Below are 23,466 nucleotides of genomic sequence, written 5' to 3' on the forward strand. Positions count from 1 at the left end.
TATCGAGCGGATGATTGACGTGTCAATCAAAGGAGTTCTCGTGACTGATGTGGAATTCGGGCTCGACACCTTCGGCGACGTCCCGGAGGACGACGCCGGGCGCCCGCTCTCCCCCGCCGCGGCCATCCGGCAGGTGGTCGAGGAGGCCGTGCTCGCCGACGAACTCGGCGTCGACGTGCTCGCGCTCGGCGAGCACCACCGGCCCGAGTACGCGATCTCCACGCCCGAGACCGTGCTGGCCGGCATCGCCACGCGCACGTCGCGGATCCGGCTGTCGTCGGGCGTCACGGTGCTGAGCTCGGACGACCCGGTCCGCGTGTTCCAGCGCTTCGCGACGGTCGACGCCCTCTCGAACGGGCGCGCCGAGGTCATCCTCGGCCGGGGTTCGTTCACCGAGTCGTTCCCGCTGTTCGGCTACGACCTGAGCGACTACGACGCGCTGTTCGAGGAGAAGCTCGACCTGTTCGTGCGGCTGCTCGACGAGAAGCCGGTGACCTGGCACGGAACCCTGCGGCCGCCGCTGGAAGACGCCGACGTCCACCCGAAGACCGAAAGCGGACGGCTGAGCACGTGGGTCGGCGTCGGTGGTTCGCCGCAGTCGGTCATCCGCACCGCCCGCCACGGCCTGCCGCTGATGCTGGCGATCATCGGCGGGCCGCCCGGGCGGTTCGCGCCGTACGTCGACCTCTACCGCAAGGCGGCCGCGCAGTTCGGGACGACCGCGCACCCGGTCGGCATGCACTCCCCCGGCTTCGTCGCCGACACCGACGAGCAGGCGCGCGAAGTGTTCTGGCCGCACTACCGCGTGATCCGCGACCGGATCGGGGCGCTGCGGGGCTGGGCCCCGATCCGGCGCGAGGAGTACGACCGCGAGATCGAGCACGGTTCGCTGTACATCGGGTCGCCGGAGACCGTCGCCCGCAAGATCGCCCGCGCGGTCGCGGAGCTGGGCGTCGGCCGGTTCGACCTGATCTACACCGCGGGAGCCCAGCCGGTGAGCGCGCGCCGGCGCGCGGTCGAGCTGTACGGCGCCAAGGTGATCCCGATGGTGCGCGACCTCCTCGCGGCGGCGGAATGATCCTCGGCATCCTCGGCGCGGGCAAGGTCGGCACGGTCTTGGCGCGCCTCGCCCTCGCGGCCGGGTACGACGTGCTCGTCGCCGGCTCCGGGGCACCGGAGAAGATCGCGCTCACCGTCGACGTCCTCACGCCCGGCGCGGTCGCGGTGCCCGCCGGGGAGGCGGCGGCGAAGGCGGACGTCGTGCTGCTCGCGCTGCCGCTGGGCAAGTACCGGACGATCCCGGCGGCGGCGCTCGCCGGCAAGCTCGTCGTCGACGCGATGAACTACTGGTGGGAGGTCGACGGCGTCCGCGCCGACTTGCGCCGCTCGACCAGCGAAACGGTTCAGGCCTTCCTGGCGGGGGCGCACGTCGTGAAGGCGTTCAACCACATGGGTTACCACGACCTCGAAGACGAAGCCCGGCCTCCGGGCACCGCGGGCCGCAAGGCGATCGCGCTCGCGGGCGACGACCCGGCCGACGTGGCCCGGGTGGCGGACCTGGTCGACACCTTGGGCTTCGACCCGGTCGTCGCCGGCCCGCTGGCCGAAGGCGTCCGCCTCGAGCCCGGCGCCGAAGCCTTCGGCGCGAACGTCGGTGCGGCCGAGCTGCGCGCCATGCTCGACCGCTTCACACCGCCGCCGGCGTGACGCGCTTCGCCCGGGCCGTCAGCGCCGCGATCGCCGCCGCCCCGGCCAGCGACACCGCGATGCCGACCACGACCGCGGCGTTCCACCCCGCGGTCAGACCGGCCGGGGACGGGTGGACGGCCAGCACGCTGACCACCGTGACGCCGAGCGCCGCGCCGACGTAGCGGCTCGTGTTGTTGATGCCGCTGCCCATCCCGGTCCGGTGCGGCGGCACACTCGCCACCGCTTCGCGCCCCAGGGACGCGTTCACCACGCCCGTCCCGGACCCGGCCACCACCAGGCCCGGCAGCAGGGACGCCGGACCCGAGCCCGGGGTGACGAACGCGAGCGGCACCAGCCCTGCCGCGACCACGAGCAAGCCGGCGCTCAGCCGCGCGCCGCCGGAGAACGACGCCGGGAGCCGGCGCGTCAGCACCGCCGAGACCACGCTCGTCGCCGACCAGGCGAGCACCACCAGCGCCGACACGAGCGGGCTCAGCGCCAGGCCGGTTTCGAGCATCGTGCAGAGAAACGCCATGAGGGCGGTGACCCCGGCGCCCGCCACGAACGCGCCGGCCGTCGCCGACACCAGGGCCGGGCGGCGGAAGAGCGCCGGGTCGAGCATGCCGCCACCGGAGCGGTTCTGGTGCGCGAAGAACGCCGTGAGCAGCCCGACCGCCGCCGCGATCAACGCCAGTTCCAGGGGGTCCGTCCAGCCTTGCCGGCCTTCGGTCAGCGCGGCCAGCAGCGCCGCGAGGCCGCCGCCGAGCAGCAGCGCGCCCGGCAGGTCGACCGTCCGCGCGCGGTCCGACTCCGACTCCGCCAGCAGGACCCGGCCGAGCACGGCGACACCGAGCGACAACCCCGCGATCACGACGTAGAGCACGCGCCAGCCGTGGTCGAGGGCCGCGCCGGCCAGCGGGCCGATCGCGATGCCCGCGCCCAGGCAGGCTCCCCACAGGCCGGTCGCGCGGCTGCGGCCGGCGGCGTCCGGGAACGCCGGGCCGAGCACGGCGAGCCCGCACGCGATCAGCGCGGCCGAGCCGAGGCCTTCGACCACGCGGCCGCCGATGAACGTCAGCGGCCCGGGCGCGACCGCGCACAGCACCGACCCGGCGGCCGTCACGACGGCACCGGCGACGAAGACACGCCGCCGGCCGAAGTCGTCGCCGATCGCGCCGGCCGGCAGCAGCGCGACGGCCAGCCCGAGGCTCATCGAGCTGAGGATCCACGACGTCGCGACCGCGCCGGCCCCGAGCCCGCCCGCCACCGCCGGGACGATCGACAGCGGCGCGGTGAAGACGAAGAGCGCGAGCAGCGTGCCGCCGCCGGAGGCGACGAGGACGGCTCCGGGGCGGCTGGCCATGCGGACTCCCACAGTTGATTCAGTGACCGAACTCTTTCGCCGCGGAGACTAGCACGATTGGTTCGATGAACGAACTCTTCTGTGGCAGACTGGACGCATGGCGCTGCCCCGCGAGTACACGAACCAGGCCTGTTCGATGGTCCGCGCGCTGGAGATCGTCGGCGAGCGCTGGACGCTGCTGATCGTCCGCGACGCGGTGTTCGGCGTTCGCCGCTTCAGCGATTTCGTCGAGCACCTCGGCATCCCGCGCGCGGTGCTGACCGAACGGCTGGAGTTCCTCATCGGCGAAGGCGTGCTGGCGCGCGTGCCGGGCTCCGGCAAGCGCAGCGAGTACGAGCTGACGGCGAAGGGCCGGGGGCTCTGGCCGGTCGTCCGCGCCCTGTCGGCGTGGGGCGACGAGCACTACGCGCCGTCCGGCCGGCGGCGCGTGTTCGTCCACGCGGGCTGCGACGGCGAAGTCGCGCAGTCCGGGACCTGCCTGCGCTGCGGCGAGGACGTGGCACTCATCGAGACGGTGATGACTCCGGGTCCAGGCCTGACGCCGTCCCAGGAAGACGGCCAGGTCAGCGCGATTCTTTCGCAGCCGCGGCCCCTCCTTCGGCCCATCCACTGAGCCGCCCGCGACAGCGTCGGCAACGAAGTCTCTGGCTTTCTGTACCTACTAGTATGTACAGTGCCGGACGTGGACACCAGGGACCAGCTCATCGACAGCACCCGCGAGCTGCTGTGGGAACGCGGGTACGTCGGCACCAGCCCGAAGGCCATCCAGCAGCGCGCCGGCGCCGGGCAGGGCAGCATGTACCACCACTTCTCCGGCAAGCGCGAGCTCGCGCTGGAAGCCGTGCGACGCAGCGCGGACGAGCTGCTGGCCGCCGCCGAAGCACAGCTGGGCGGCCCCGGTACCGCCGTCGAGCGGATCACCGCGTACCTGCGTCGCGAGCGCGAAGTGCTGCGCGGCTGCCCCATCGGCCGGCTCACCCAGGACCCCGAGATCGTCGCCGATCCGGAGCTGCGCGCCCCGGTCGACGCGACGCTCACCCGCCTGCGCGCGCGGCTGGCCGAGGTCCTCGGCGAAGGCCGGGCCGCGGGTGAGCTGCCCGCTGGGCTGGACCCCGCCGCCTTGGCCGCCACCGTCGTCGCCGTCCTGCAGGGCGGTTACGTGCTCGCTCGCGCCGCGAACGCGCCCGAACCCTTCGACCAGGCCGTTTCCGGTGTCCTCGCCCTGCTCACCGTCCACTGAGGAGTCCTTCGTGCACGTCCGTCCCGTCCCGCAGACCAGCACTGCCGCACCCGCCGACGCGATCAGCGGCAGCGCGTGGGTCACGTCGCTCGCCGTCCCCGAAGGCCCGTCGCGCACGCGGGTCGACCGCGTGCAGTTCGCGCCCGGGGCCCGCACCCGCTGGCACCGGCACCCGCTCGGCCAGGTCCTCGTCGTCACCGAAGGCACCGGGTACGTGCAGCGCCGCGGCGGCCCGGCCCAGCTGGTCCGGCCCGGGGACACGGTCCGCGTCGCCGCCGGGGAGTGGCACTGGCACGGCGCCACCGACACGACCGCGATGACCCACTTGGCCATCGAGGAGATCCCCGGCGACGGCACCGCTACCGAGATCGGCGACCCGGTCGCCGGCGGTGAACCCGCGCCCGTCCCGGCCGAGCCCGTCACCCGGACGCTCGTGCTGGAACAGCGGCTGCCGGCGCCGCGGCTGGTCGAGCTCGTCGAGGTCCGCCGGATCACCATCGCGCCCGGCTTCGGCGCCGGCCTGCACGTCCACAATGGACCGGTCTTCGGCAGCATCGAGACCGGGTCCGCCGTCTACCAGATCGAAGGCGAGGCCGAGACGCTGCTGCGGCCCGGAGACGTGTTCTACGAACCGGAAGCCACCCGGATCGCCCGCTTCGACGCGCAGGACGACGGCGTCACGTTCCTCGCCCAGTTCCCGGTCGGCCCCGGCGAGACCCCGCGGCTCGACCTGATCGCGGAGGACGGCGAGTGAAGGGCGTGCTCGTGACCGGCGGGTCCCGCGGAATCGGCCGCGCCACCGCGAAAGCGTTCGCCGCCCGCGGTTACCGCGTGGCCGTCCATTACGGCACGCGTCGCGAGGACGCCGAGACGACGCTGCGCGAACTCGAGGGATCCGGGCACGTGTGCCTGGCCGGCGACCTGGGCGACCGGGTGGCGGCGCGGCGGGTCGCCGACGACGCGGTCGCGGCGCTCGGCCGGGTCGACGTGCTGGTCAACAACGCCGCGCAGGCCCCGACCGAGCAGACGCGGCACGCCGTCGCCGAAGTCGGCTACGACCAGTGGGTCGAGGTGTGGCGGCGCACGGTCGAGGTCAACCTGCTCGGCGCCGCGAACGTCACCTGGGCGGTGGCCCGGCACCTGATCGAGCAGGGCCGTCCGGGCAGCGTCGTCAACGTCGGCTCGCGCGGCGCGTTCCGCGGCGAACCCGAGCACCCGGCCTACGGCGCGAGCAAGGCGGCGCTGCAGGCGTTCGGCCAGTCGATGGCGATCGCCCTGGCGCCACACGGGATTTCGGTGACGTCCGTGGCGCCGGGGTTCGTCGCCACCGAACGCCAGGAGACCAAGCTCGCCGGCCCGGGTGGCGACGAGCTGCGGGAGCAGAGCCCGTTCGGCCGGGTGGGGACGGCCGAGGACGTCGCCGCCGCGATCGTCCACCTGGCCTCGCCGGAAGCGGCGTGGAGTTCGGGCGCGATCCTCGACGTCAACGGGGCCTCGTACCTGCGCTGAGGGTCACGCCCCCGCGGGCGGGACCAGCACCTCGACCACTCCCCCGGCCTCGCGCACCACCAGGTGCGGCAACGGCGGCGGCGTCACCGGCAGCTGGTGCACGAGGACCGCGCCGTCCACCGCGAACGACGTCCGGTGGCACGGGCAGTCGAGCCGCCGCGCGGGGGCGTCCAGGTCGAGCCGGCAGCCGAGATGCGTGCACGTCGCCGACACCGCGCTCACCTCGCCCCCCGAGCGCCGGACGAATCCCGCCACCGCGCCGAAGTCGAACGGCAGCACGCCACCTTCCGGCAGGTCGTGCGCGGCCGCGACCGTCCGCCACTCACCGTTTTCCGGGCGGAGCACGTCATCGGCGGCCGGTTCGCCCCCGGACGTCACCAGGTGTTCCACGCCCGCGCCCGCCGCGGCGGCCACCGCGGCAGCCGACGACACCTGGATGAACCGGCGGCGGTTGCCGGCCGGTGCGGAGTCGCCGAGCTCCTGGGCGAGCTTGCGGTGCAGCCCGGCGACGAACTCCTCGCTCGCCGCCCCGGCACCCGGCCGGGCGGCGCGCAGCAGCACCGCGGTCCGCAGCTCGGCCTCGTCGCCCGGGCCGGCCGTGAACGGGCGCGGCCGGCGCCGCCGCAGCAGGTCCTCGACGAACCGGCGGGCACCTCGAGTCGTCACGGCTCCATCCCTTCCGCCACCTGGGCCGCCTGCCGCAACGCGCGGTGCTGCAGCACTTTCGCGTTGCCGACGGTGATGTCCAGCTCGGCCGCCGCCTCCTTGAGCGAGCACGCCTGCAGGAACCGCAGCCGCAGGATGCGGCCGTACCGCTCGGGCAGCTGCGCGAGGATCGCCTCGGCGCGCGCCGGCGTCCGCGGGTCGATGGCACCGGCTTCGAACGCCGCGACGTCCCGCTCCTCGTCGAGCGTCGTGATCTCCCGGCCGAGCGTGCGCCGCCAGTGCCCGGCCAGCACCGTCCGCGCGGTGGCCAGCAGGTACGCCCGGACCTCGCCGACGCTCGCCGAGACGCGTAGCGGCCGCAGCGCCGTCAGGAACACCTCGGTGGTGAGGTCTTCCGCGTCGGGCCGGTTGCCCACCTTCGAGAACATCAACCGGTACAGGCGATCGACGTTGTCGCGGTAGACCGCCTCCCAGTCCGGGTAGCCGTCCGCGCCGACCGCGTGCAGCCGCGGTCTCGGTGCCGCTTCGTCCTGTTCGGCGCTTTTGCGCCGGAACCGCTGTGCCACCGGCACCGCCCGCCTTCTCCCCTACCGAATTCTCCCGCCACCTGAGGGATACGGACCGGGGTTACGCCGTAACCGGTGACCGTATCCGGAAGCGACCATCCGCTGGAACCGGGGAGAGAAATGACCACATCGATGTCGCGACGGCACCTGCTCGTCACGGGCGGGGCGGCCGCCGCCGTGCTCGCCACCACCGGCCTGCCGGCACCCGCCGTCGCCGCGGCCCCGGACCGGCGGGGCGGCGCGGACGTCGTCCTCGCCTGGAACCGGGAGCTGCTGACCACCGTCCGCACCGCGGGCCTGCAACCCGCGACCGTGCACCCGACCCGCAGCTTCGCGTTGCTGCACGCGGCGGTGCACGACGCCGTCGTCGCGACGACCGGCACCGGGCGGCCCTACCTGTTCACCGTCGACGTCCCGGGCGCGGCGGACCCGGAAGCGGCGGCGGCGCAAGCCGCCCATGACGTGCTGGCCGCGCTGTACCCCAGTCGCGCGGGCGAGTTCGCGAACCTGCTGGCGGGCCAGCTGGCCCGCGTGCACCCGGCGGGCCGGGCGGCCGGCGCGCGGGCCGGCGGGCTCGTCGCCCGCCTGCTGCTGGGCCTGCGGGCGAACGACGGCTCGGCCGCGGTCCCGCCGGCGATACCCCCGGGCACCGCGCCGGGGCAGTACCGGCCGGCACCGCCCGCGTTCGCGCCCGGCGCGTTCACCCATTGGGCCGCCGTGACGCCGTTCGTGCTCGACCGCGCCGACCGGTTCCGGCCCGGCCCCTACCCCGCGCTGACCGGCACCCGGTACGCGAAGGCACTGCGCGAAGTGGCCGCGGCCGGACGGGACACCAGCACCACCCGCACCGCCGACGAGACCGCGCAAGCGAGGTTCTGGGCGGCCCCGATCTGGAATTACTGGAACGAGATCGCGCAGTCCGTCGTCGGCGGTTCCCGGGGCGGCCTGGTCGTCGCGGCGCGGGTGTTCGCGCGGCTGAACCTGGCCTTCGCCGACGCCGTGATCGCGTTCTACGAAGCCAAGTACCACTACCGGATCTGGCGGCCGATCACCGCGATCCGCCTCGCCGGCGCCGACGGGAACCCCGCGACGGACGGCATTCCGGACTGGTCGAGCCTCGCCACCACCCCGGCCGACCCGGCGTACCCGGGCGCGCACAGCGTCGTCTCGCAGGCGGGCGCGTTGGTGCTGCGCCAGGAGTTCGGGCCGCGGTGGCCCCTGTCCGTCACGTCCGAAGCGCTGCCCGGGGTGGTCCGGCGGTTCGCCACGTTCCAGGACGCCGCCGACGAAGCCGCGCTCAGCCGGATCGTCGCCGGCGTCCACACCCGGCTCGACCACGAAGCCGGCCGGCAGCTCGGCCTCGACGTCGCCGCGGTCGTCCTGCGGTCGTAGCCCTACCGGCGGGCACCGGTCAGCGACGGCGGCTCGAACCGCACGTACCGGCCGGTGCCGCCGGCGGCTTCGTTGAGGCGGCGCGGCTCCGTGGCATCGCCCCACCGCCCGGTCTCGATCCGCGACTCGAGCGCGTGCAAGGCCGCGACCGTCTCCGACGTCCGGAACGCGCAGTGCCCGGTCGCGCCGACGTAGGCCTGGCGCAGCAGGGCACCGGCGCCCGCGCGGTGCACCTGCTTGCCGTACCAGTCTTCCTGCTCCACCGGCACGAGCTGGTCGGCGATCGTGTGGATGTCCAGCGTCGGGACGCGCAGCCGGCCGGTCACCGCGGACGTGCGCGCGAGGGTGCGCACGGCTTGCGGGTCCGGCCGGATGTCGGCGTCGCGGGTGAGCGTCGCGAGGTCGGCGTCGAGGTCGAGGCCGGCCGCGCGGTAGAGGGGCCGGACCTGGCGGGCGTGGCTGCTGCCGGCCAGCAGCGCGCGGTAGTCGACGCCGGCGGTGAACGCGCTGTTGCCGCCGGCGGCCAGCTCGATCTGGTACCGGCCGGAAACGACGAACCCGAGCACGAGCTGCGAAAGTTCTTGCTGCTGCTGGACTTCCTGGTCCGCGTAGCCGACCGGCGGCGTCGGGCCCGTGAACCAGCCGGGCTCGTTCATCAGCGCGGCGGCGAGCGCGATGCGCGCCTGCCCGGCGGGCGTGGCCTGCGCGTCGGTGGCGATCTTCGTGAGCGCGGCGGCCGACGCGCTCGCCTCGGCCGGGCTCGCGAACCGCACGAGCTTGACGTCCTGTGCGGGCGCGAGGAGGTGGGCCAGCGCGTATTCGCCGTCCAGCTGGTAGTTGTTCAGGTTCAAGCCGCCGGCGACGAGCCCGCAGGTGCTCAGCACGCCGTCGAGCCCGCCGCGTTCGGCTTCGAGGGCGCTGACGAGGCCGCCCATCGAGGTGCCCCACGCGATCGTCCGGCGCGGGTGACCGGTCAGCCGCTCGACCGCCGCCAGCGCGCCGAACTGGTCGTCGACGGCGGCGGCGAGCGCCCACCACGACGGTCCGCTGTAGGACGAGCCGACCAGCGCGTACCCGCCGCCGAGCAGCGCTTCCCGGGTTTCGTCGTTCGGCGCGTCCTGCGCGGCGAGCGGGCCGAACCCGTGGCTGTAGAGGATGGTCGTGCCGTTCCAGGCGGCCGGCACGTCCGCCACCCAGGTGGCCCCGTCCGGCAGCTGCCCCGTGTGGTGTTCGCTCGTGGCCGCGGCCGCGACCCCCGGGGCCAGGCCGGCCGCCAGCAGGATCGCGCCGAGCAGCGCCAGAACGCGCATGGTGGTGCCCCTCACCCCGGGCCGTCACGCCCGGCTCGATGTGGCACCGAGAGTCCCACGCCGGGCGCGAGATGTACAGGTTTCCTGTCCTTCAGTGCGACGGCCGGTCGGCCAGCGCCGCGTGGCACGCGACGACGTACGCGCGGAACCGGGCCGCGTCGCGGGGGTTCAGCTGCGCGAGCATCCGCTGTTCGAGCGCGGCGACGTCGTCGCGTACCCGGTCGAGGACCTCCTGACCGGGGCCGGTCAGCCCGATCACCCGCCGCCGCCGGTCCCGCGGATCGCCTTCCCGCGCGATGAGACCCCGCCGTTCGAGCGCGACGACCATGTCGGCCATCGCCTGGTCGGTGACGAAGGAGTTGCGCGCCAGTTCGGCGGTGGCGAGCCCGGACCGCCGTTCCAGCACGGTGAGCGCGGTGTACTGCAAGGGGGTGAGCGCGACCGGGCGGAGCACCTCGTCCAGCCGGGCTCGCACGGCGAGTTCGAGCTGCTTCACGAGGTACAGCAGGCCGGGGCCGGCGGCTTCCGGAGCGGGAACGGGCTGGGACACGGTCCCATGGTGACCGACGGCGGGCCCCGGCGCCCGGGCCGGTCAGGCTTTCGGCCGCTGGTGCACCTCGGTGGGCAGCCCCAGGTTCTCGACGACCCGCTGGACGGCGTCCCCGAGCCGCACGAAGTCGGCGCCGAGGGGTTCGATCACCAGACGCCGGATGTTCGCGACGTGCGCGGGGGACGCGGTCGCCAGCTGCGCGCGCCCCGCGTCGGTCAAGGTCGCGGTCGTGAAGCGGCGCCCCTGCCCGGTGCACACCTTCCGCGTCACCCACCCGCGGTCCTCCAGCCGGGCCACCGCGTGGGAGATCCGCGGCAGCGACCCGTTGGCCATCTCCGCGATCTCGCTCATCCGCAGGCTGTTCCCCGGCACCACCGAGAGCCGCGCCAGGATCATGTAGCCGAGCAACGTCAGGTCGGCGTCCCGCAGCAGCTGGCTTTCCAGCGCTCCCGGCAGCGTGAGCAGCACCTTCGCCAGGTTGACCCACGCGCGCCGCTCGTCATCGTCCAGCCGGTCGAACGGCTCCACCGCTTCGCGCACGCTTGACTTTAACACGCAACCCAAACTACCTTTGGGTTTAACACGCAACCCAAGGAGGAGCGATGCCGACCACCGCCACCCTGACCTCCGCCACGGCTCTCCGCCTGGGGGTCGCCGTCGTGGCGGCGGCCGCCGTCAACACGGTGATCGCGCTCGCGGCGTCCGCCCTCGACGACGGCGGCATCGGCATGGGCCTCAACCCCGCGGCCTACCTGCCCGCCACGGTGCTGGGCCTGCTCGCCGGCGCGGCCGGCTGGGGCCTGATCGCCCGCCGCAATCCGAAGGTGCTGCGAGTGCTGGTTCCCCTCGTGCTCGTCCTGACCTGGATCCCGGACCTGCTCCTGCTGACGGCCGGCGCCACCGTTGCCAACGTCGTCGGGCTGATGCTGATGCACCTCGCGGTCACCAGCGCGGTCGTCTTCGCCCTCCGCCCGACCCTGCGGGCAACGGCCCCGGCGGCTCCGGCACCCCACGCGGGGTAAGCGCTTGCCCGCACCCGGGACGAGTCACCGATCCGCCGCGGTGAACATGGTGACCAGGCCGTGGGGTGAGTCGTCGCCGAAGAGCAGCTCGTGGAGCTCGTTGCCGTCGGCGGCCGCCTCGGCACTCCGGGGGAACATCGCCCGCTCGAACTCCGCCAGTGCCGTCTCGACGTCGTCGTGCCCGGCCAGGGCCAGGGCCAGCTCGGCGCCGTCGAGCATCGCCAGGTTCGCGCCTTCGCCGTTCGGGGCCGCGAGGTGGGCGGCGTCGCCGACCAGCGTCACCCCCGGCACGCGCTCCCACCGGTGCTCGACCGGCAGGCTGTGGAGCGGGCGCAGAACCGGCGCGGTGTCGGCGTCGGTGATCAGCGCGGTGAGCTCGGGGGCCCAGCCCTCGAACTCCCGCACCGTCCGCTCGACGGCGGCGGCCGCGTCGGTGAAGTCGCCGAACCACTCGATCGGGTGGGTCAGCGCGACGTAGGTGTGCAGCGTGCCGTCCTTCTCCCGGTGGGCCTGGATGCCCTTGCCCGGAGCGAGCGCGAGCAGGGCCCCGGCACCGACCGCCTTCGCCGCGGCCGGGTGCCGGGTGTCGCTGTCGTACAGGAAGGTCTCGACGTACGACCGGCCGATGTACTCCGGCGTCGCCGGCGAGAGCAGCGGCCGGACCTTCGACCAGGCGCCGTCCGCGCCGACCAGCAGGTCCGTGGTGACGGCGGTCCCGTCGGCGAACGCGACCTCGTGCCGGCCGCCGCCCAGCGCGCGGACGCCGGTGACCTTGCGTCCCCAGTGGACGGTGCCGTCCGGGAGCGAGTCGAGCAGGAGCTGCCGCAGCTCGCCGCGTGGTACTTCGGGGCGGCCTCCGGTGCCGTCGTCGGTTTCGTCGTGCAGGACGGTGCCGTCGCGGTCGAGGACGCGGGTGGCCTCGTGACCGGCCAGGACCAGCCCGCGGAACTCGTCCGTCAGGCCGGCCGCTTCGAGGGCGACCTGGCCGGTGCCGACGTGGATGTCGAGCAGGCCGCCCTGCTTGCGGGCGGCGGCGGACGGCTCGGCCTCGTAGACCGTGGCCGCGATGCCGTGGACGTGCAGGACGCGGGCGAGGACGAGACCGCCGAGCCCGGCTCCGATGATCGTGACGTTCATGATGCCTCCTTCTGGAATGTTATTCCATGTTGGAACACTGTTCCAGGTATGTCAAGATGAGGCATGGCACCACGGACCCGCCGGCGCGCCGAGGCACTCAGCCGGGAACGGATCGTCGAAGCGGCGGTCGAACTGCTCGACACGACCGGCGAGGCCGGGCTGACCTTCCGGACGCTGACCGAGCGCCTCGCCACCGGGGCCGGCGCGATCTACTGGCACGTGGCGAACAAGGGCGAGCTGCTCGACGCGGCGACCGACGGGGTGATCGCCGCCGCGCTGGCCGTCGGCTCCCCCGGCTCGCCGCGCGAGGAGATCCGCGCGGTCGCGCTCGGCTTGTTCGACGCGATCGAGCGGCACCCGTGGCTCGCCACGCAGCTGGCGCTGCAGCTCTCACGCAACCCGTGGGGCTCGGTGACGGCCCGGATCTTCGAAGGCATCGGCCGCCAGGTCCGCGCGCTGGGCGTGCCGGAGGGCCACCTGTTCACGACGACCTCGGCGCTGGTGAGCTACATCTTCGGCGCCGCCGGCCAGAACGCCGCGAACAACGCGGGCGCCGCGCCCGGCGGGGACCGCGCGGAATTCCTCGACGCGGTCTCGACGGCGTGGGAGGAACTGGACCCGGACGAGTACCCGTTCACCCGGGCGGTGGCGGCCGAGGTGCGCGGGCACGACGACCGCGAGCAGTTCCTCGCCGGGCTGGACCTCGTCCTCGCCGGCATCGCCGCCGTCCACCTCCCCCCGGCCGGGTGACACAGCAACGGGAAAAGGCCCGAACGCGAAATTCGTTGCTGAATTTTTTGCGCGTCCGGTCGGAAGAAATCGGTCGTACCATGACGGGATGGGCGCCCAGGAGCAGCAAGCACTCGATTCCCTCTACGAGATCGACAATGTGCTGACGGTCGAGATCACGCTGCCGCCGACCGACTGGGACGCCGTGCGCACCGAGCAGCCGGCCGGCGGCGTGTGCAACTTCGACTGGACCGGCGGAAGCCGTTACACCTGGCGGAAGGCGACGGTCACGATCTCCGGGACCAAGTTCCCCGCGAAGACGAAGTTCACCGACGTGGGGATCAAGAAGAAGTCCTTCTGCGGGTCGATCAGCAGCGACAAGCCGTGCCTGCACGTCGATTTCGGAAAGTTCGGCGATGCCGACAAAGCGCCGATCCGGGACCTGATCGGATCGCGTTACCTGACGCTCAACAACTCGGTCCAGGACCTTTCCTACCTCCGGCAGCTGCTGGGCTACCGGCTGTTCGAACTCGCCGGCCTCCCCCATTCCCGCGGCAACTTCGCGAAGGTGCTCGTGAACGGCACACCGATCGGCCAAGGGGTCGCCGGCGTCAACAGCCCGGGCGTCTTCGTGAACGTCGAGCCGATCATGCCGCGCTACATCGAGCGCAATTTCCGGCACAGCGACGGAAACCTGTACGAGCTGGAGCACAAGGACGACTTCGTCGCCGCGCGGTTCGGCGCCATCGGCGTGGAATCGCTGTCGAAGTTCGAGGACAAGGCGGACCTGAAGTTCGCCATCGAGCACATCGCCGCGCACGGACTGGCCGGCGCGAGCGAGGTCTTCGACCTCGACCAGTTCGTCAAGCTGTACGCGATGGAGTTCTTCCTCAAGCACTGGGACGGCTATTCCCGCAACACCAACAACACCTACGTCTACAACGACAAGGCCGCCGTCGCCGCTCCCGGCGTCGGCGACATCCGGTTCAAGCTGATCCCGTGGGGCCTCGACCAGACGCTGCAGCCGGCCCGGCACTTCCGGATCGACACGGCCGGGCTGCTCGCCAAGCTCGTGCGCGACGACCCGGGCCGCCGCGCGCAGCTGATCGGCCAGATCCGCGCCTACCGCGAGAGCGTCTTCGGCACCAAGACCCAGGAAACGGTGCTCAAGCCGCTGCTCGACCGGATGGCGGCGCTGCTGACCGGGCTCGGGGTGCCCGACGTGCCCGCGCAGCTCACCGTCGTCCGCAAGCAGCTCCGGCTCGCGGCGTCCGCCGGCTACCTGTGCGGCGGCCTGCCCGACGCCGAGGGAGCTTACGTCCGCGAAGACGTCACCAATGAGTGCATGCACGCCAGCGGCACCGAAACCTTCGAAACCGGCAGCTTCGAGGTCGTCCACCGGCCGCGGCCGGCCAAAGCCGACGAAGCGGACCTGTGGTGCTTCGACGCGCTCGGCACCGGGAAGTCGCTCGCCGTCAAGGCGTCCGGCCGGTTCCTGCACGCGAGCACGACGTCGTCGGCCCAGGGCCACAAGCTGCTCGCCACGCGCGCGGCCGACAACACCGACCACGCCGAAGAGTTTTCGGTCACCCCGGTCGATCCGCCGGACGACCCGTTCGCCTACAGCGGCTACTTCACGCTGACGAGCGTCCGGACCGGGGCGGGCGCGGCGTTCGCCGCCGATCCGGCGCCGTCCGGGCGGCCCCGGGTCGTCCAGGACCCGGCGGCGTCGAAACTGTACTTCTCCTAGAGGACCGCGTAACCGCCGTTGTCGTCGACGACGAGGATCTTCCGCTCGCCGCCGGCGGAGAACGTCGTGACGCCTTCGGGTTTCGCGGTCCGGTGGAAGGTGATGTCGAGCAACCGGACGGCGTCGCCGCCGCGGGGCCAGGTGCCGAGCCGGAACGGCGCGTCGTCGTGGCTGGCCGACCGGCCGAGCAGGACCAGCAGGTCGCCGTCCGGCCCGGTGCGGGAGAGATCGCGGATCCCTTGCGCCGCCGTGGATCGCGGGAGCGCGGCCGAGCGCACGGTGGGGCCGCCGAGTGCGTCCGTCGTCCACTTCCCGCCGAGGTCGACGGGAACGTGAACCAAGGTGACGTGGCCGGGGACGGCCGGTCCGCGCAGGCCGAGCAGGAGCGCGCTCGGCTCCGCGTCCCAAGCGAGCCCCTCGACGTTCAGGCCGTCGTCGTCCGGTTTCCGCCTGCCGGGCGCGGCGAGCGCGGGCAGGTGGTCGAGCAGCCAGGCCCGGAACCCGGTCATCGGTTCGGCGGGCAGGTCGCCGTCCGGGCGGTACCGGACGCGCACCAGGCCGTCGTTGACCCGGTTCCGCTCCACCGACAGGGACGAGGAGACGACGAGGAAAGTCTCGCCGTCGTGGTCGATCCGGGTGAGGCCTTCGGGATCGCTCAGCTCCCCCGCCCCGGTGAGCCGGCGCCGGCGGATGCGTCCGACGTCCTCCCAGTCACTGTCGAACGTCATTTCGAACAATGCGGTGGGGTCTTTGTTGTCGACGAAGGCGAAGCGCCGTGCACCCGTCCGAACCACGCCCGAGGCGTTGAACGGGTTTTCGCCGTTCCTTTCGCGGAACGGCGTCGGCTTCACGTCTTTCCGCTTCGCCACGGTCCGAGTGTAAACCGGGTTTCGGCTACCCTGGCACTCAGTGCCACTACGGGCGGCGGAGGACCTCACCCACCTGGGCGACGACCTCGTGCAGCGGCGTCTCCGTGGTCATCACGGCGACGACCGTGGCCGGTTCCGCGCGTGGCGCCCGGAAAGCGGCGACGACCAGCGCGAACGCCTCGGCCGCGCGGATCTTGATGTCGTCCTCGCCGCCGGCGCGCAGCCAGCGCCGCAGGACGTGGTTGTTGGCGGCCGCGATGGCCGCGGCGGCGACGGCCGCGCGCAGGCTGGCCGCCGGGTCGCCCTGCTGCTCGTAGCGGGACTGCAGGTAGCGCGTGAGCACGCGCTGGTAGCGGTCGACGGTCGCGACCTCCTTGTCCCGCAGCGAAGGCACCGTGCGGGTCAGGGCGAAGCGCTTGAGCGACACGTCGAGCTCGGCGGCGTAGGAGTCGAGCACGAGGCCGACCGCCTCGCAGGCCACGTCGACCGGGTCGCGTGCCGGGTCGGCGGCGGCGAACGCGTCTTCCATCTCCGCCACGATCTCGTCGTGGTTGGCGAAGAGGACGTCGTCCTTGGCGTCGAAGTACCGGAAGAACGTGCGGCGGCCGACACCGGCCGCGGCCGCGATGTCGTCGACCGTGGTGGCCTCGTAGCCGTTGGCGGCGAACAGGTCCACGGCCGCGGAGGCGAGGGCGCGGCGCAGCTGCCGCCGGCCCGCGGGGGTCGCCCCGACCCGGGTGGCCGGCGCGCGGCGCGGCGAATCGGTCATGGCCGGGACGTTAGCAGCCGGGCTTGCTAACGGCACTGAGTGCCGTTAGGCTGGCGCTGCCCCGCCCCGCGAGTGGAAAGGCGTCGACGATGTCGCTCGACCAGCAGGTGCCTGTCGCGCCCCGTGACCCGGCCGGTGACCGGGTCGACGCCTTCTACGGCCGGCTTTTCGGTTGGCCGGTGAAATGGCGGGGAGTCCACCCGTTCCTGGCCCTGGAGAACGGGATCTGCGCGGTGACGCTGCCCAAGCTGAGCGCGGGCCCGGTCCTGGCCCGGCTCGTGGCCACGGGCTGCCAGGGTCCGGCGATGCACCTGCCCACCCAGCAGGGGCCCCGAGTGGCCCTCCTCGCGGAAACCGACGGGCTGATCCCGCCGCGCGACGCCTTGCCGAGGAACGTCGACGTGCTGGCGTGGGGAACGCTGCTGCCGCTGCCGGTCGGCCCGCGCCGGGTGGACGTGGCGACGGAGTGGCTGTCGGCGCCGGATCCGCGGCAGCGATGGCTCCCGAGCTTGAGCGCCGTGCTGGCGGGGATCCCCGACCGGTTCTAGTCGCGCGTCACCGCCCGGCAACGAACCTCGGACGCGCGACACCAGCCGCCGGAAAACGGGTCGACGACTTCGCCGGCCCCCTGCCACAGTGACCGGTCATGGGGAACGCCGAGCTGCTGACCGCCGCGGATGTCGAGCTGATGCAGGAGCTGGCGCAGCGGGTGACCGCGATGCGCCCGGAGCTGGTGAACAGCGACGCCTCCTACGGCGAGCTGGCCTGGAACTGGGGCCGCGGCCACGCCGCCGACGGCGCGACCTGGCCACGCCGGCTGTGGTTCGCCGACGGCGAGCTCGTCGCGTGGGGCTGGGCCCAGCTGCCGCGCCGCGTACGGCGCAACGACGGGTCGGTCAAGGACGTCAACGGCGCTTATCTGGCCTACCAGGTCCACCCCGCGCACGCCGGGCTGGTCGACGAAGTGATCACCTGGTTCGACGCCACCGCGGGCGAAATCGAACGCACGGTGCTGCCGGGCGCGGCCGACGAGTTCGCGCTGGAGCGCTGGGCCGCGCACGGCTACCGGACCGACCCGGCCGCGCTCGGCGACACCGGGTCCTGGAGCCAGCTCAACGAGCGGGACCTCACCGATGTCGAAGAACCGGTGCTGCCGCCGGGATTCCGGTTCCGCACCGCGGACGAGGCCGGGCCGGCCGCCGCGGTACGGGCGCACGTCTCCGCCTGGACCCCGACGTCGTACGACGAGCAGGCCTACGACGGCGTCCGGCGCACTCCGGCGTACCGCGGTGATCTGCACGTCCTCGTCGAAGCCCCGGACGGGACGATGGCGGCGTCGGCGATCCTGTGGCTCGACGAGCCGAACAAGACCGCCGAGTTCGAACCCGTCGGGACGCACCCGGGCTACCGGCGGCTCGGCCTGGGCCGCGCGATGCTCCGGCACGGGCTGCGACGCGCGCGGGACGCCGGGGCCACGCACGCGACGGTCGCCTGCCTGGGCGCGCCGGGGCATCCCGCCGCGCGCGGGCTGTACTACAGCGTCGGCTTCCGCGAGCTGAGCCGGGACGTGCCGCTCCTCAAGCCCGCGGGCTGATCCGTCCACAAAGGACGGATGTTTAACCGGACCGGCAGTGGGGTATTAACCATCCCCGCGAATCCACGCAGCCCCCCTGTCGGGGCGATCGGCCGTGGTCGCCCGGCCCGCGCTGTGAGGTACCGATGAACCCTGACGGCACCGCCGGGACGCCCCGGCTCGAAGCACCGGTCCTCCGCCCGCCGTGGACGGCGTACGCCCTGCTCCTGGTCGTCGTCGCGGACCAGGTGACCAAGGCGTGGGCCTGGCGCGAAGTGCCGAAGACGCGCATCAACTTCGGCGGCAACCCGCTGGTCGGACCGGTCGTCGGCGCGTGGTACGCCGGTCCGGTGACGGGCGCGGTGCTCGACCTCGCCGGCGCCGCCCTGCTGACGGCCGCGGTGCTGCTCCTCCTGCGCCGGTGGCACCCGGTGCTCCTGCGGGCCCCGGCCGCGCTGGCGATCGGCGGCTGGACCAGCAACCTGCTGGACCGCCTCGGGCTGCACCACGTCACCGCGCCGGGCAGCGTCCGCGGCGCGATCGACTTCGTCCCGGTCGGCAAGTACTCGTTCAACGTCGCGGATTTCTTCATCATCGGGGCCACGCTGGCGTTTTCCCTCGCCCACGGCTACCGGTGGGCGACGGCGAGGCTGTCCGAGGCCACCGCCGACATCCCTCGCCCCCGCCCACGTCTGCGCACACCGGCGCGCATCGTGACGGTCACCGGCGCCGTCGCACTCGTCGCCGCCGTGACGCTCGGCGCCACTCATTACGGCGGGGCGACGCATCCTCCGCGCGGCCATCGGACCTCCACGAACCGGTGACCGGGTTGAGCGCCGGCGGTGCGGGTAGCCCTTTTCCACGGCCGCCGGACGAGGAGGTGGGGACGTGGCGGGACACGTCGAGGTCTTGCCGATGGACGCGGAGCAGGCGCTCGTCCTCCGCCTCAGCGGGTCGCTCGACACCGCGACCGCGCCGGCCGCGCTCGCCAGGCTGCTCGACGCGACCGTCACCCTGCCGCCGCCGCACCTGGTCGTCCTCGACCTGCGGGACGTCGGCACGCTGTCCCCGGCCGGGGTGCGGGCATCGGGCGAGTTCGCCGTGCGCCGGGCGCGATCGGGGGTCTGGTCGGCGGTCCTGCTCGACCCGGGAACGCCGAACGCCCGGATCCTGCGCGGTGCGTTGCCCGGCGGCACCCTGCCCGTGCACGCCAGCGTGGACGAGGCGCTGCTGCCGGCCACGCACGCCTCGCTCGCCGTGGAGCACGCCCGCGTGGCCGAGCTCGCCGGACTTGGAGCACGCGCACCTGCGCCGCGGCATCCTGATGGCCCGCCAGGGGCTCGGCGCCGACGCCGCGTTCGACCTGCTCCGGAGCACTTCGCAGCAGCTCGACGTCAAGCTCACCGAGATCGCCGCCGCTCTGGTCGACAGCCGTGGCACGCTGACTCCGACCCCAGAGGGCTGAAGGCTCAGTCCGCCGGCCGGTGCAGCCACGGGTTGCCCGCCGTGAGCCGGGCGGTGAAGCCCGTCTCGTCGCGGTACAGGGCCACCTGGCTGCAGATCTGGTGCGCGATCCACAGGCCGCGGCCGCCGATCCGGCGGGCGGCCGGGAGCAGGCCGGCGAACGGGTCGCCCGGGCCCTCGCCGGTGTCGTGCACCGTCACGACCAGGTGGTCGGCGTCCGCCCAAAGTCGCAGCTCGACCGGCGGGCGGCCGTGGCGCAGCGCGTTGTCGACGATCTCGCTGACCGCCAGGACGAGGTCGTCGACCTCGGTGGCGGGCAGGTCGGTCTTGCCGAAGTCGAGTACGGCCCGGCGGGCCGTCCCCGGGTGCGGGTCGGTCAGCACGACGAGCGGGGCGGTGTGCTGGATCGGGAGCGGCGCCACCGGCCGCGGCCCGGCCAGGAACGCCGGCGGATCGACGTAGCCGGTGTTGTCCTGGCGCCCACCGGGCGTCGCGACGAAGGGGTGCGTGCGGGCGACGTCGTCGAGGACGTGGCGCGGGGTGGTCCGGGTGTCGTAGGCGCACATGCTCCGCAGCGGGAACTCGTCGTAGGCGTGGTTGACCGCGGCTTCGTAGCGCGCCCACCAGTCCCACGACGTGTCGATCGCCCGGCGCGGGATCTCGCCGAAGATGCGGATCCCGGTGGCCCCGGCGGCGACCAGCTCCGCCATCAGCGTCCGGTAGGACCGGATCGCGGCGGCCGGCCGCACGTAGAGCTCGTTCGTGGTCAGGTACCGCACGTCCGCCGACGCCGGGAGGGCGCGGCGCACCAGCTCGGCCCGCTCCGGTTCCAGGGACACCATGGTCGGTTCGCCCGCGCGCAGCCCGCCCTCGAGGAACGGGACGGCGACGGCGAGCAGATCGGCGTCGGAGCGGTAGTGGACGGCGGAGTGGTCGTAGCCCCGCGGCGCGGGTTCCGGTTCGGCCGTCATGAGCCGCCCTCCACGCGGTGGCCGCGGGCCGGGCCGCTTTCCCGCTGTGTCGGCATCTGCACGATCCGACAATACGCTGCGGACCGTCCGTCCCTGACTCAGCGAACCGCGACGGCCGATCCGAGAGCCCGCACGGCGGTGTCGACGTCGGCCGGTGTGCTCCACCTCCCCAGCGACAGCCGGATCGCCGCCAGAGCCCGGTCCGCGTCGAACCCCATGGCTGTCAGCACCGGCGACGGCGTGTGGACCCCGCTGTGGCACGCCGACCCGGTCGAGGCCGCGATCGCCGGCGCGGCGGCCAGCACGTCGTGACCACGGGTGCCGTCGATGCTGACGTTGAGCGTGTTCGGCAACCGCTGCCAACCCGCCTCGGGGCCGTTGAGCCGGACCCGGCCCGGCAGCGCGTCGGCGAGCCGTCGATGCAGGTCGTCGCGCAACGCCGCGAGCCGTCCCGCCGCGAGGTCGTCCGCGGCGAGCCGGGCGGCGGTCCCGAGCGCCACCGCCAGCGCGACGTTCTCGGTGCCCGCCCGCAGGCCGCGTTCCTGCCCGCCGCCGTAGACGACCGGCTCCAGCGTCACGCCTTCGCGCACGAAGAGCGCGGCCGCGCCGCGCGGGGCGTACATCTTGTGGCCGACCACCGTCAGCAGGTCGACGCCGAGCGCGCCGACGTCGACCGGGATCTTCCCGCAGGCCTGCGCGGCGTCGCAGTGCACCAGCGCGCCGCGGGAGTGCGCGAGCGCGGCCAGTTCCGCGACCGGCTGGATCGCGCCGGTCTCGTTGTTCGCCGCCATGATCGACACGACCGTGCGGTCCGCGCCGGTCCCCAGGGCCGCGTCCAGGAGCCGAGGGAAACCAGCCCGTGGTGATCGACCGGCAGCACGGTGACCCGGGTGCCGTGCAGCCGGCCGAGCGCGCGGGCGGTCTCCAGCACGGCGGGGTGCTCGGTCGACTGGACCACGAGATGCGCGTCCCGGGCTCCGTCGGCGAGCACCGCGCCGCGCAGGGCGAGCAGGTTCGCCTCCGACCCGGACCCGGTGAACACGATCTCCCCCGGCCGCGCGGCGATCAGGGCCGCCACCTGCGCCCGCGCGGTGGCCAGCGCCCGGCGCGGCTCGCCGCCGTAGGCGTGGTCGCTCGACGGGTTCCCGAAGAACTCCGTCCAGTGCGGCAGCGCGGCTTCGGTGACCCGCGGATCGACCGGCGTGGTGGCGTTGTGGTCGAGGTAGACCGGCCCGGTCGCCAGGCTCGGCGGCCGAGGGCACGCCAGTTCGGTCGTCCGTCCGCTCACCCGGTACCTCCCTTTGCCGCCAGCGCCGCGTCCAGCATGCCCCGCGCCGGGCGCGGGTGCCGGTTGCAACGTGGCATGCCACGTCGCAAACTGGGGATCCGATCCGTCCCCACCCGGAGGTCAAAGGTGACCGACTTCGATCGTCGCTACGTGCTGCGTGCCCTCACCGCGCTGGGGGTGACGGGGGTGACCGCGAGCCTGCTCGGCGGGACCGCCGAAGCCGTCGGCGCCGACCCGCTCTCCCTGAAGTTCGCCGTCACGCAACAGTTCCGGCCCTTCGCCCTGATCGCCCCGAAGTTCGTCCAGGTCGACACCGCGGCCCGGCCCGGCGCCCTCGTCAAGACCGGTGTCCGGCCGAAAGCGCCCTACGGGACGGTGATCGTCGACGTGCTCGACGCCGGCGCGCCCGTGGTCGCCGGGCTGGCCGGGAACGGCGTCTCGGTGCTCGGCACCTACGATCCCGCGGCCGGGCAGGCCGGCATCGAAATCACCACCGCGAGCGGCACCGCCGTCGTCAAGACCGCGGCGGCGGCGCTGCCGAGAGCGTTCGGCTTCGCCGTGGTGGTCAACGAAAACGCCGTGACGGTGCTGGCCGACACGGGCACCGGCTGGCGGCCGCTGCTGACCGAGCGCGACCAGGTCCGCGCGCGGATCGACCTGCGCGACCCGGCGGTGCTGGGCAAGCTCGGCTACGCGTACGGCAGCCGCGGCCCGGCGCGGCTGGGCCGCGTGCGGGCCGGCTACTTCGGCCAGGCGGGAGTGCGCGACCCGCACGTCGTGCAATACGCCGACGGCCGGCCCTACATCCGCGACGGCAAGCTGTACCTGACCATGACCAACGCCGGGCTCGGCTTCTTCCAGCAGGCGCACTGGGCGGTGTGGACGCTCGACCTGGCGGATCCGACGAAGCTGGAGCAGGTCGCGACGCTGTTCTTCGCCCGTGACGGCGTCGTGCTCGGCGACCACGCCGGCCAGATCGTCGTCGACGACGACCGGTTCATCCTGCTGATGAGCTCCTGGGGCGACTTCTCGTTCAACGGCGTCCACGTGCGGCACACCGTCACCCGCGAGAACGTGCTGTCCGGGGTGCACGTCCTGCCGACGCGCCGGCTCCCGCTGCCGACCACGGTCAGCTCGTGGGACCCGGCGCTGACCCGGATCGAGGGGCGGTGGCACATCGCGTTCGTCGAGAGCCCCGCGCAGCAACCGTCGTTCGTGTTCCACCCCGCGCTCGCGGCGGCACCGCGCGGTGCCGACTACGACCACGGCCTGACGCTGCTGGGCGCCGACACCTCGGTCGACCAGACGGAGGGGACGATCCTGCAGCGGGTGGGTGGCCGGTGGTACCTGTTCGCCAGCGACGGCGACGCCCGCGAGTACCCGGTGTACGACCTCCGGCTGCGCAAGCTGGGCACGCTGAACGCGCCGTACGGCACGAACATCCCGCACCCGATGCTGGTGCGGATCGGGAACCGCTGGTGGCTCCCGACGTTCGACGGCACGCAGTACGCGGAGGACGTCCTCGGCTACGGCGGCCACGGCGACTTCATCCTGATGCAGGCCTGAACCGCGTCGCCGTCGTGGTTGAGGCGCGGCGGCCGGGGTAGCC

At 73.5% G+C, this 23,466-nt stretch carries 26 protein-coding genes and 1 pseudogene; 15 read left to right on the forward strand and 12 right to left on the reverse strand.

The genetic code is table 11. The annotated features are described in order from the left end of the window. Positions 1–40: 40 nt before the first annotated feature. Together ABFJ78_RS34975 and ABFJ78_RS34980 are read left to right on the forward strand one after the other, a co-directional pair. Positions 41–1,078: an LLM class flavin-dependent oxidoreductase gene (locus tag ABFJ78_RS34975; RefSeq protein WP_436391379.1), complete on the forward strand. Its 1,038-nt coding sequence runs from the start codon at positions 41–43 to the stop codon at positions 1,076–1,078. Beyond that, positions 1,075–1,707 carry an NADPH-dependent F420 reductase gene (locus ABFJ78_RS34980; protein WP_436391381.1) on the forward strand — a complete coding sequence of 211 codons (633 nt, stop codon included), beginning with the start codon at positions 1,075–1,077 and terminating at the stop codon, positions 1,705–1,707. Before ABFJ78_RS34975 ends, ABFJ78_RS34980 begins: the two co-directional genes overlap by 4 nt. Here ABFJ78_RS34980 and ABFJ78_RS34985 read toward each other — a convergent pair. Beyond that, positions 1,688–3,052, reverse strand: coding sequence for an MFS transporter (locus ABFJ78_RS34985; RefSeq protein ID WP_436391383.1), 1,365 nt, complete (start codon positions 3,050–3,052; stop codon positions 1,688–1,690). The genes ABFJ78_RS34980 and ABFJ78_RS34985 overlap by 20 nt on opposite strands. Before the next feature lie 97 nt (positions 3,053–3,149). On the opposite strand from ABFJ78_RS34985, the gene ABFJ78_RS34990 reads away from it, so the two are divergent. The 4 genes from ABFJ78_RS34990 to ABFJ78_RS35005 all read left to right on the forward strand — a co-directional run bounded on the left by ABFJ78_RS34990 (position 3,150) and on the right by ABFJ78_RS35005 (position 5,801). After that, the gene (locus ABFJ78_RS34990; protein ID WP_436391385.1) at positions 3,150–3,665 is read left to right on the forward strand and encodes a winged helix-turn-helix transcriptional regulator; all 516 of its coding nucleotides are present in this window, start codon (positions 3,150–3,152) and stop codon (positions 3,663–3,665) included. A 69-nt stretch (positions 3,666–3,734) separates the two neighbouring features. Continuing rightward, complete coding sequence (locus ABFJ78_RS34995) at positions 3,735–4,292, forward strand: TetR/AcrR family transcriptional regulator (RefSeq protein WP_436391387.1); 558 nt, start codon at positions 3,735–3,737, stop codon at positions 4,290–4,292. 10 nt (positions 4,293–4,302) lie between these two features. Beyond that, positions 4,303–5,046, forward strand: coding sequence for a cupin domain-containing protein (locus tag ABFJ78_RS35000; RefSeq protein ID WP_436391389.1), 744 nt, complete (start codon positions 4,303–4,305; stop codon positions 5,044–5,046). After that, positions 5,043–5,801, forward strand: a complete 759-nt coding sequence (locus ABFJ78_RS35005) for an SDR family NAD(P)-dependent oxidoreductase (RefSeq protein ID WP_436391391.1) — start codon at positions 5,043–5,045, stop codon at positions 5,799–5,801. The genes ABFJ78_RS35000 and ABFJ78_RS35005 overlap by 4 nt, the downstream gene beginning before the upstream one ends. Before the next feature lie 3 nt (positions 5,802–5,804). On the opposite strand, the gene ABFJ78_RS35010 is transcribed toward ABFJ78_RS35005, so the two are convergent. Both ABFJ78_RS35010 and ABFJ78_RS35015 read right to left on the reverse strand, forming a co-directional pair. Then, the gene (locus ABFJ78_RS35010) at positions 5,805–6,467 is read right to left on the reverse strand and encodes a ubiquinol-cytochrome c reductase iron-sulfur subunit (RefSeq protein WP_436391392.1); all 663 of its coding nucleotides are present in this window, start codon (positions 6,465–6,467) and stop codon (positions 5,805–5,807) included. Then, entirely contained in the window at positions 6,464–7,039 is a 576-nt protein-coding gene (locus ABFJ78_RS35015; RefSeq protein WP_436391394.1) for an RNA polymerase sigma factor, read from the reverse strand. The genes ABFJ78_RS35010 and ABFJ78_RS35015 overlap by 4 nt, the downstream gene beginning before the upstream one ends. Before the next feature lie 114 nt (positions 7,040–7,153). On the opposite strand from ABFJ78_RS35015, the gene ABFJ78_RS35020 reads away from it, so the two are divergent. Further along, entirely contained in the window at positions 7,154–8,425 is a 1,272-nt protein-coding gene (locus ABFJ78_RS35020; protein ID WP_436391396.1) for a vanadium-dependent haloperoxidase, read from the forward strand. Positions 8,426–8,427: 2 nt separating this feature from the next. Here the strand turns inward: ABFJ78_RS35020 and ABFJ78_RS35025 are convergent, their stop codons facing one another. The 3 genes from ABFJ78_RS35025 to ABFJ78_RS35035 all read right to left on the reverse strand — a co-directional run bounded on the left by ABFJ78_RS35025 (position 8,428) and on the right by ABFJ78_RS35035 (position 10,840). Further along, entirely contained in the window at positions 8,428–9,735 is a 1,308-nt protein-coding gene (locus ABFJ78_RS35025) for an alpha/beta hydrolase (RefSeq protein WP_436391398.1), read from the reverse strand. A gap of 91 nt (positions 9,736–9,826) precedes the next feature. After that, complete coding sequence (locus tag ABFJ78_RS35030) at positions 9,827–10,285, reverse strand: MarR family winged helix-turn-helix transcriptional regulator (protein WP_436391400.1); 459 nt, start codon at positions 10,283–10,285, stop codon at positions 9,827–9,829. 42 nt (positions 10,286–10,327) lie between these two features. Continuing rightward, complete coding sequence (locus ABFJ78_RS35035) at positions 10,328–10,840, reverse strand: MarR family winged helix-turn-helix transcriptional regulator (RefSeq protein WP_436391402.1); 513 nt, start codon at positions 10,838–10,840, stop codon at positions 10,328–10,330. A gap of 47 nt (positions 10,841–10,887) precedes the next feature. Between ABFJ78_RS35035 and ABFJ78_RS35040 the strand changes: the two genes are divergently transcribed. After that, complete coding sequence (locus ABFJ78_RS35040; protein WP_436391404.1) at positions 10,888–11,307, forward strand: DUF6069 family protein; 420 nt, start codon at positions 10,888–10,890, stop codon at positions 11,305–11,307. A gap of 24 nt (positions 11,308–11,331) precedes the next feature. On the opposite strand, the gene ABFJ78_RS35045 is transcribed toward ABFJ78_RS35040, so the two are convergent. Further along, complete coding sequence (locus ABFJ78_RS35045; RefSeq protein WP_436391405.1) at positions 11,332–12,444, reverse strand: FAD-dependent oxidoreductase; 1,113 nt, start codon at positions 12,442–12,444, stop codon at positions 11,332–11,334. A gap of 63 nt (positions 12,445–12,507) precedes the next feature. Between ABFJ78_RS35045 and ABFJ78_RS35050 the strand changes: the two genes are divergently transcribed. Together ABFJ78_RS35050 and ABFJ78_RS35055 are read left to right on the forward strand one after the other, a co-directional pair. Further along, positions 12,508–13,194 carry a TetR/AcrR family transcriptional regulator gene (locus ABFJ78_RS35050; RefSeq protein ID WP_436391407.1) on the forward strand — a complete coding sequence of 229 codons (687 nt, stop codon included), beginning with the start codon at positions 12,508–12,510 and terminating at the stop codon, positions 13,192–13,194. An 88-nt stretch (positions 13,195–13,282) separates the two neighbouring features. Next, positions 13,283–14,923: a CotH kinase family protein gene (locus ABFJ78_RS35055; RefSeq protein ID WP_436391409.1), complete on the forward strand. Its 1,641-nt coding sequence runs from the start codon at positions 13,283–13,285 to the stop codon at positions 14,921–14,923. Here the strand turns inward: ABFJ78_RS35055 and ABFJ78_RS35060 are convergent. Next, on the reverse strand, positions 14,920–15,792 hold the full coding sequence (locus tag ABFJ78_RS35060; protein WP_436391411.1) for a DUF3616 domain-containing protein: 873 nt from the start codon (positions 15,790–15,792) through the stop codon (positions 14,920–14,922). The two genes, ABFJ78_RS35055 and ABFJ78_RS35060, sit on opposite strands and share 4 nt — an antisense overlap. Before the next feature lie 46 nt (positions 15,793–15,838). Then, a complete protein-coding gene (locus ABFJ78_RS35065; protein WP_436391413.1) occupies positions 15,839–16,561 on the reverse strand; it encodes a TetR family transcriptional regulator in 723 nt (240 codons plus the stop codon). An 89-nt stretch (positions 16,562–16,650) separates the two neighbouring features. Between ABFJ78_RS35065 and ABFJ78_RS35070 the strand changes: the two genes are divergently transcribed. From ABFJ78_RS35070 to ABFJ78_RS35085, 4 genes are all read left to right on the forward strand, one after another. After that, a complete protein-coding gene (locus tag ABFJ78_RS35070; protein ID WP_400885805.1) occupies positions 16,651–17,109 on the forward strand; it encodes a glycogen operon protein GlgX in 459 nt (152 codons plus the stop codon). 98 nt (positions 17,110–17,207) lie between these two features. Continuing rightward, complete coding sequence (locus ABFJ78_RS35075; RefSeq protein ID WP_436391414.1) at positions 17,208–18,155, forward strand: GNAT family N-acetyltransferase; 948 nt, start codon at positions 17,208–17,210, stop codon at positions 18,153–18,155. Between the two features lie 125 nt (positions 18,156–18,280). Further along, positions 18,281–18,958, forward strand: a complete 678-nt coding sequence (locus ABFJ78_RS35080) for a signal peptidase II (protein WP_436391415.1) — start codon at positions 18,281–18,283, stop codon at positions 18,956–18,958. 467 nt (positions 18,959–19,425) lie between these two features. After that, positions 19,426–19,599: an ANTAR domain-containing protein gene (locus tag ABFJ78_RS35085; RefSeq protein WP_436391416.1), complete on the forward strand. Its 174-nt coding sequence runs from the start codon at positions 19,426–19,428 to the stop codon at positions 19,597–19,599. A 4-nt stretch (positions 19,600–19,603) separates the two neighbouring features. Here the strand turns inward: ABFJ78_RS35085 and ABFJ78_RS35090 are convergent, their stop codons facing one another. The 3 genes and pseudogenes from ABFJ78_RS35090 to ABFJ78_RS35100 all read right to left on the reverse strand — a co-directional run. After that, positions 19,604–20,569, reverse strand: coding sequence for an anti-sigma factor RsbA family regulatory protein (locus ABFJ78_RS35090; protein WP_436391417.1), 966 nt, complete (start codon positions 20,567–20,569; stop codon positions 19,604–19,606). Between the two features lie 98 nt (positions 20,570–20,667). Beyond that, positions 20,668–21,360 (reverse strand): cysteine desulfurase family protein, encoded by a 693-nt coding sequence (locus ABFJ78_RS35095; protein ID WP_436391419.1) that lies wholly within the window; start codon positions 21,358–21,360, stop codon positions 20,668–20,670. A 113-nt stretch (positions 21,361–21,473) separates the two neighbouring features. Then, positions 21,474–21,857 (reverse strand): annotated as a pseudogene (locus ABFJ78_RS35100) (aminotransferase class V-fold PLP-dependent enzyme); the annotation flags it as partial. A gap of 126 nt (positions 21,858–21,983) precedes the next feature. Between ABFJ78_RS35100 and ABFJ78_RS35105 the strand changes: the two are divergent. Next, complete coding sequence (locus ABFJ78_RS35105) at positions 21,984–23,423, forward strand: hypothetical protein (RefSeq protein WP_436391421.1); 1,440 nt, start codon at positions 21,984–21,986, stop codon at positions 23,421–23,423. Positions 23,424–23,466: the final 43 nt, after the last annotated feature.

This window comes from Amycolatopsis sp. MEPSY49 (assembly GCF_051337345.1).
Taxonomy (GTDB): domain Bacteria; phylum Actinomycetota; class Actinomycetes; order Mycobacteriales; family Pseudonocardiaceae; genus Amycolatopsis.

What these genes read in the sequence shown, in the direction of transcription:
- ABFJ78_RS34980 (WP_436391381.1), top strand. Translation starts at nt 1,075, where the DNA reads ATGATCCTCGGCATCCTCGGCGCGGGCAAGGTCGGCACGGTCTTGGCG.
- ABFJ78_RS34985 (WP_436391383.1), bottom strand. Translation starts at nt 3,052, where the DNA reads ATGGCCAGCCGCCCCGGAGCCGTCCTCGTCGCCTCCGGCGGCGGCACG.
- ABFJ78_RS34990 (WP_436391385.1), top strand. Translation starts at nt 3,150, where the DNA reads ATGGCGCTGCCCCGCGAGTACACGAACCAGGCCTGTTCGATGGTCCGC.
- ABFJ78_RS35020 (WP_436391396.1), top strand. Translation starts at nt 7,154, where the DNA reads ATGACCACATCGATGTCGCGACGGCACCTGCTCGTCACGGGCGGGGCG.
- ABFJ78_RS35025 (WP_436391398.1), bottom strand. Translation starts at nt 9,735, where the DNA reads ATGCGCGTTCTGGCGCTGCTCGGCGCGATCCTGCTGGCGGCCGGCCTG.
- ABFJ78_RS35040 (WP_436391404.1), top strand. Translation starts at nt 10,888, where the DNA reads ATGCCGACCACCGCCACCCTGACCTCCGCCACGGCTCTCCGCCTGGGG.
- ABFJ78_RS35045 (WP_436391405.1), bottom strand. Translation starts at nt 12,444, where the DNA reads ATGAACGTCACGATCATCGGAGCCGGGCTCGGCGGTCTCGTCCTCGCC.
- ABFJ78_RS35050 (WP_436391407.1), top strand. Translation starts at nt 12,508, where the DNA reads ATGGCACCACGGACCCGCCGGCGCGCCGAGGCACTCAGCCGGGAACGG.
- ABFJ78_RS35055 (WP_436391409.1), top strand. Translation starts at nt 13,283, where the DNA reads ATGGGCGCCCAGGAGCAGCAAGCACTCGATTCCCTCTACGAGATCGAC.
- ABFJ78_RS35065 (WP_436391413.1), bottom strand. Translation starts at nt 16,561, where the DNA reads ATGACCGATTCGCCGCGCCGCGCGCCGGCCACCCGGGTCGGGGCGACC.
- ABFJ78_RS35070 (WP_400885805.1), top strand. Translation starts at nt 16,651, where the DNA reads ATGTCGCTCGACCAGCAGGTGCCTGTCGCGCCCCGTGACCCGGCCGGT.
- ABFJ78_RS35075 (WP_436391414.1), top strand. Translation starts at nt 17,208, where the DNA reads ATGGGGAACGCCGAGCTGCTGACCGCCGCGGATGTCGAGCTGATGCAG.
- ABFJ78_RS35080 (WP_436391415.1), top strand. Translation starts at nt 18,281, where the DNA reads ATGAACCCTGACGGCACCGCCGGGACGCCCCGGCTCGAAGCACCGGTC.
- ABFJ78_RS35090 (WP_436391417.1), bottom strand. Translation starts at nt 20,569, where the DNA reads ATGACGGCCGAACCGGAACCCGCGCCGCGGGGCTACGACCACTCCGCC.
- ABFJ78_RS35095 (WP_436391419.1), bottom strand. Translation starts at nt 21,360, where the DNA reads ATGGCGGCGAACAACGAGACCGGCGCGATCCAGCCGGTCGCGGAACTG.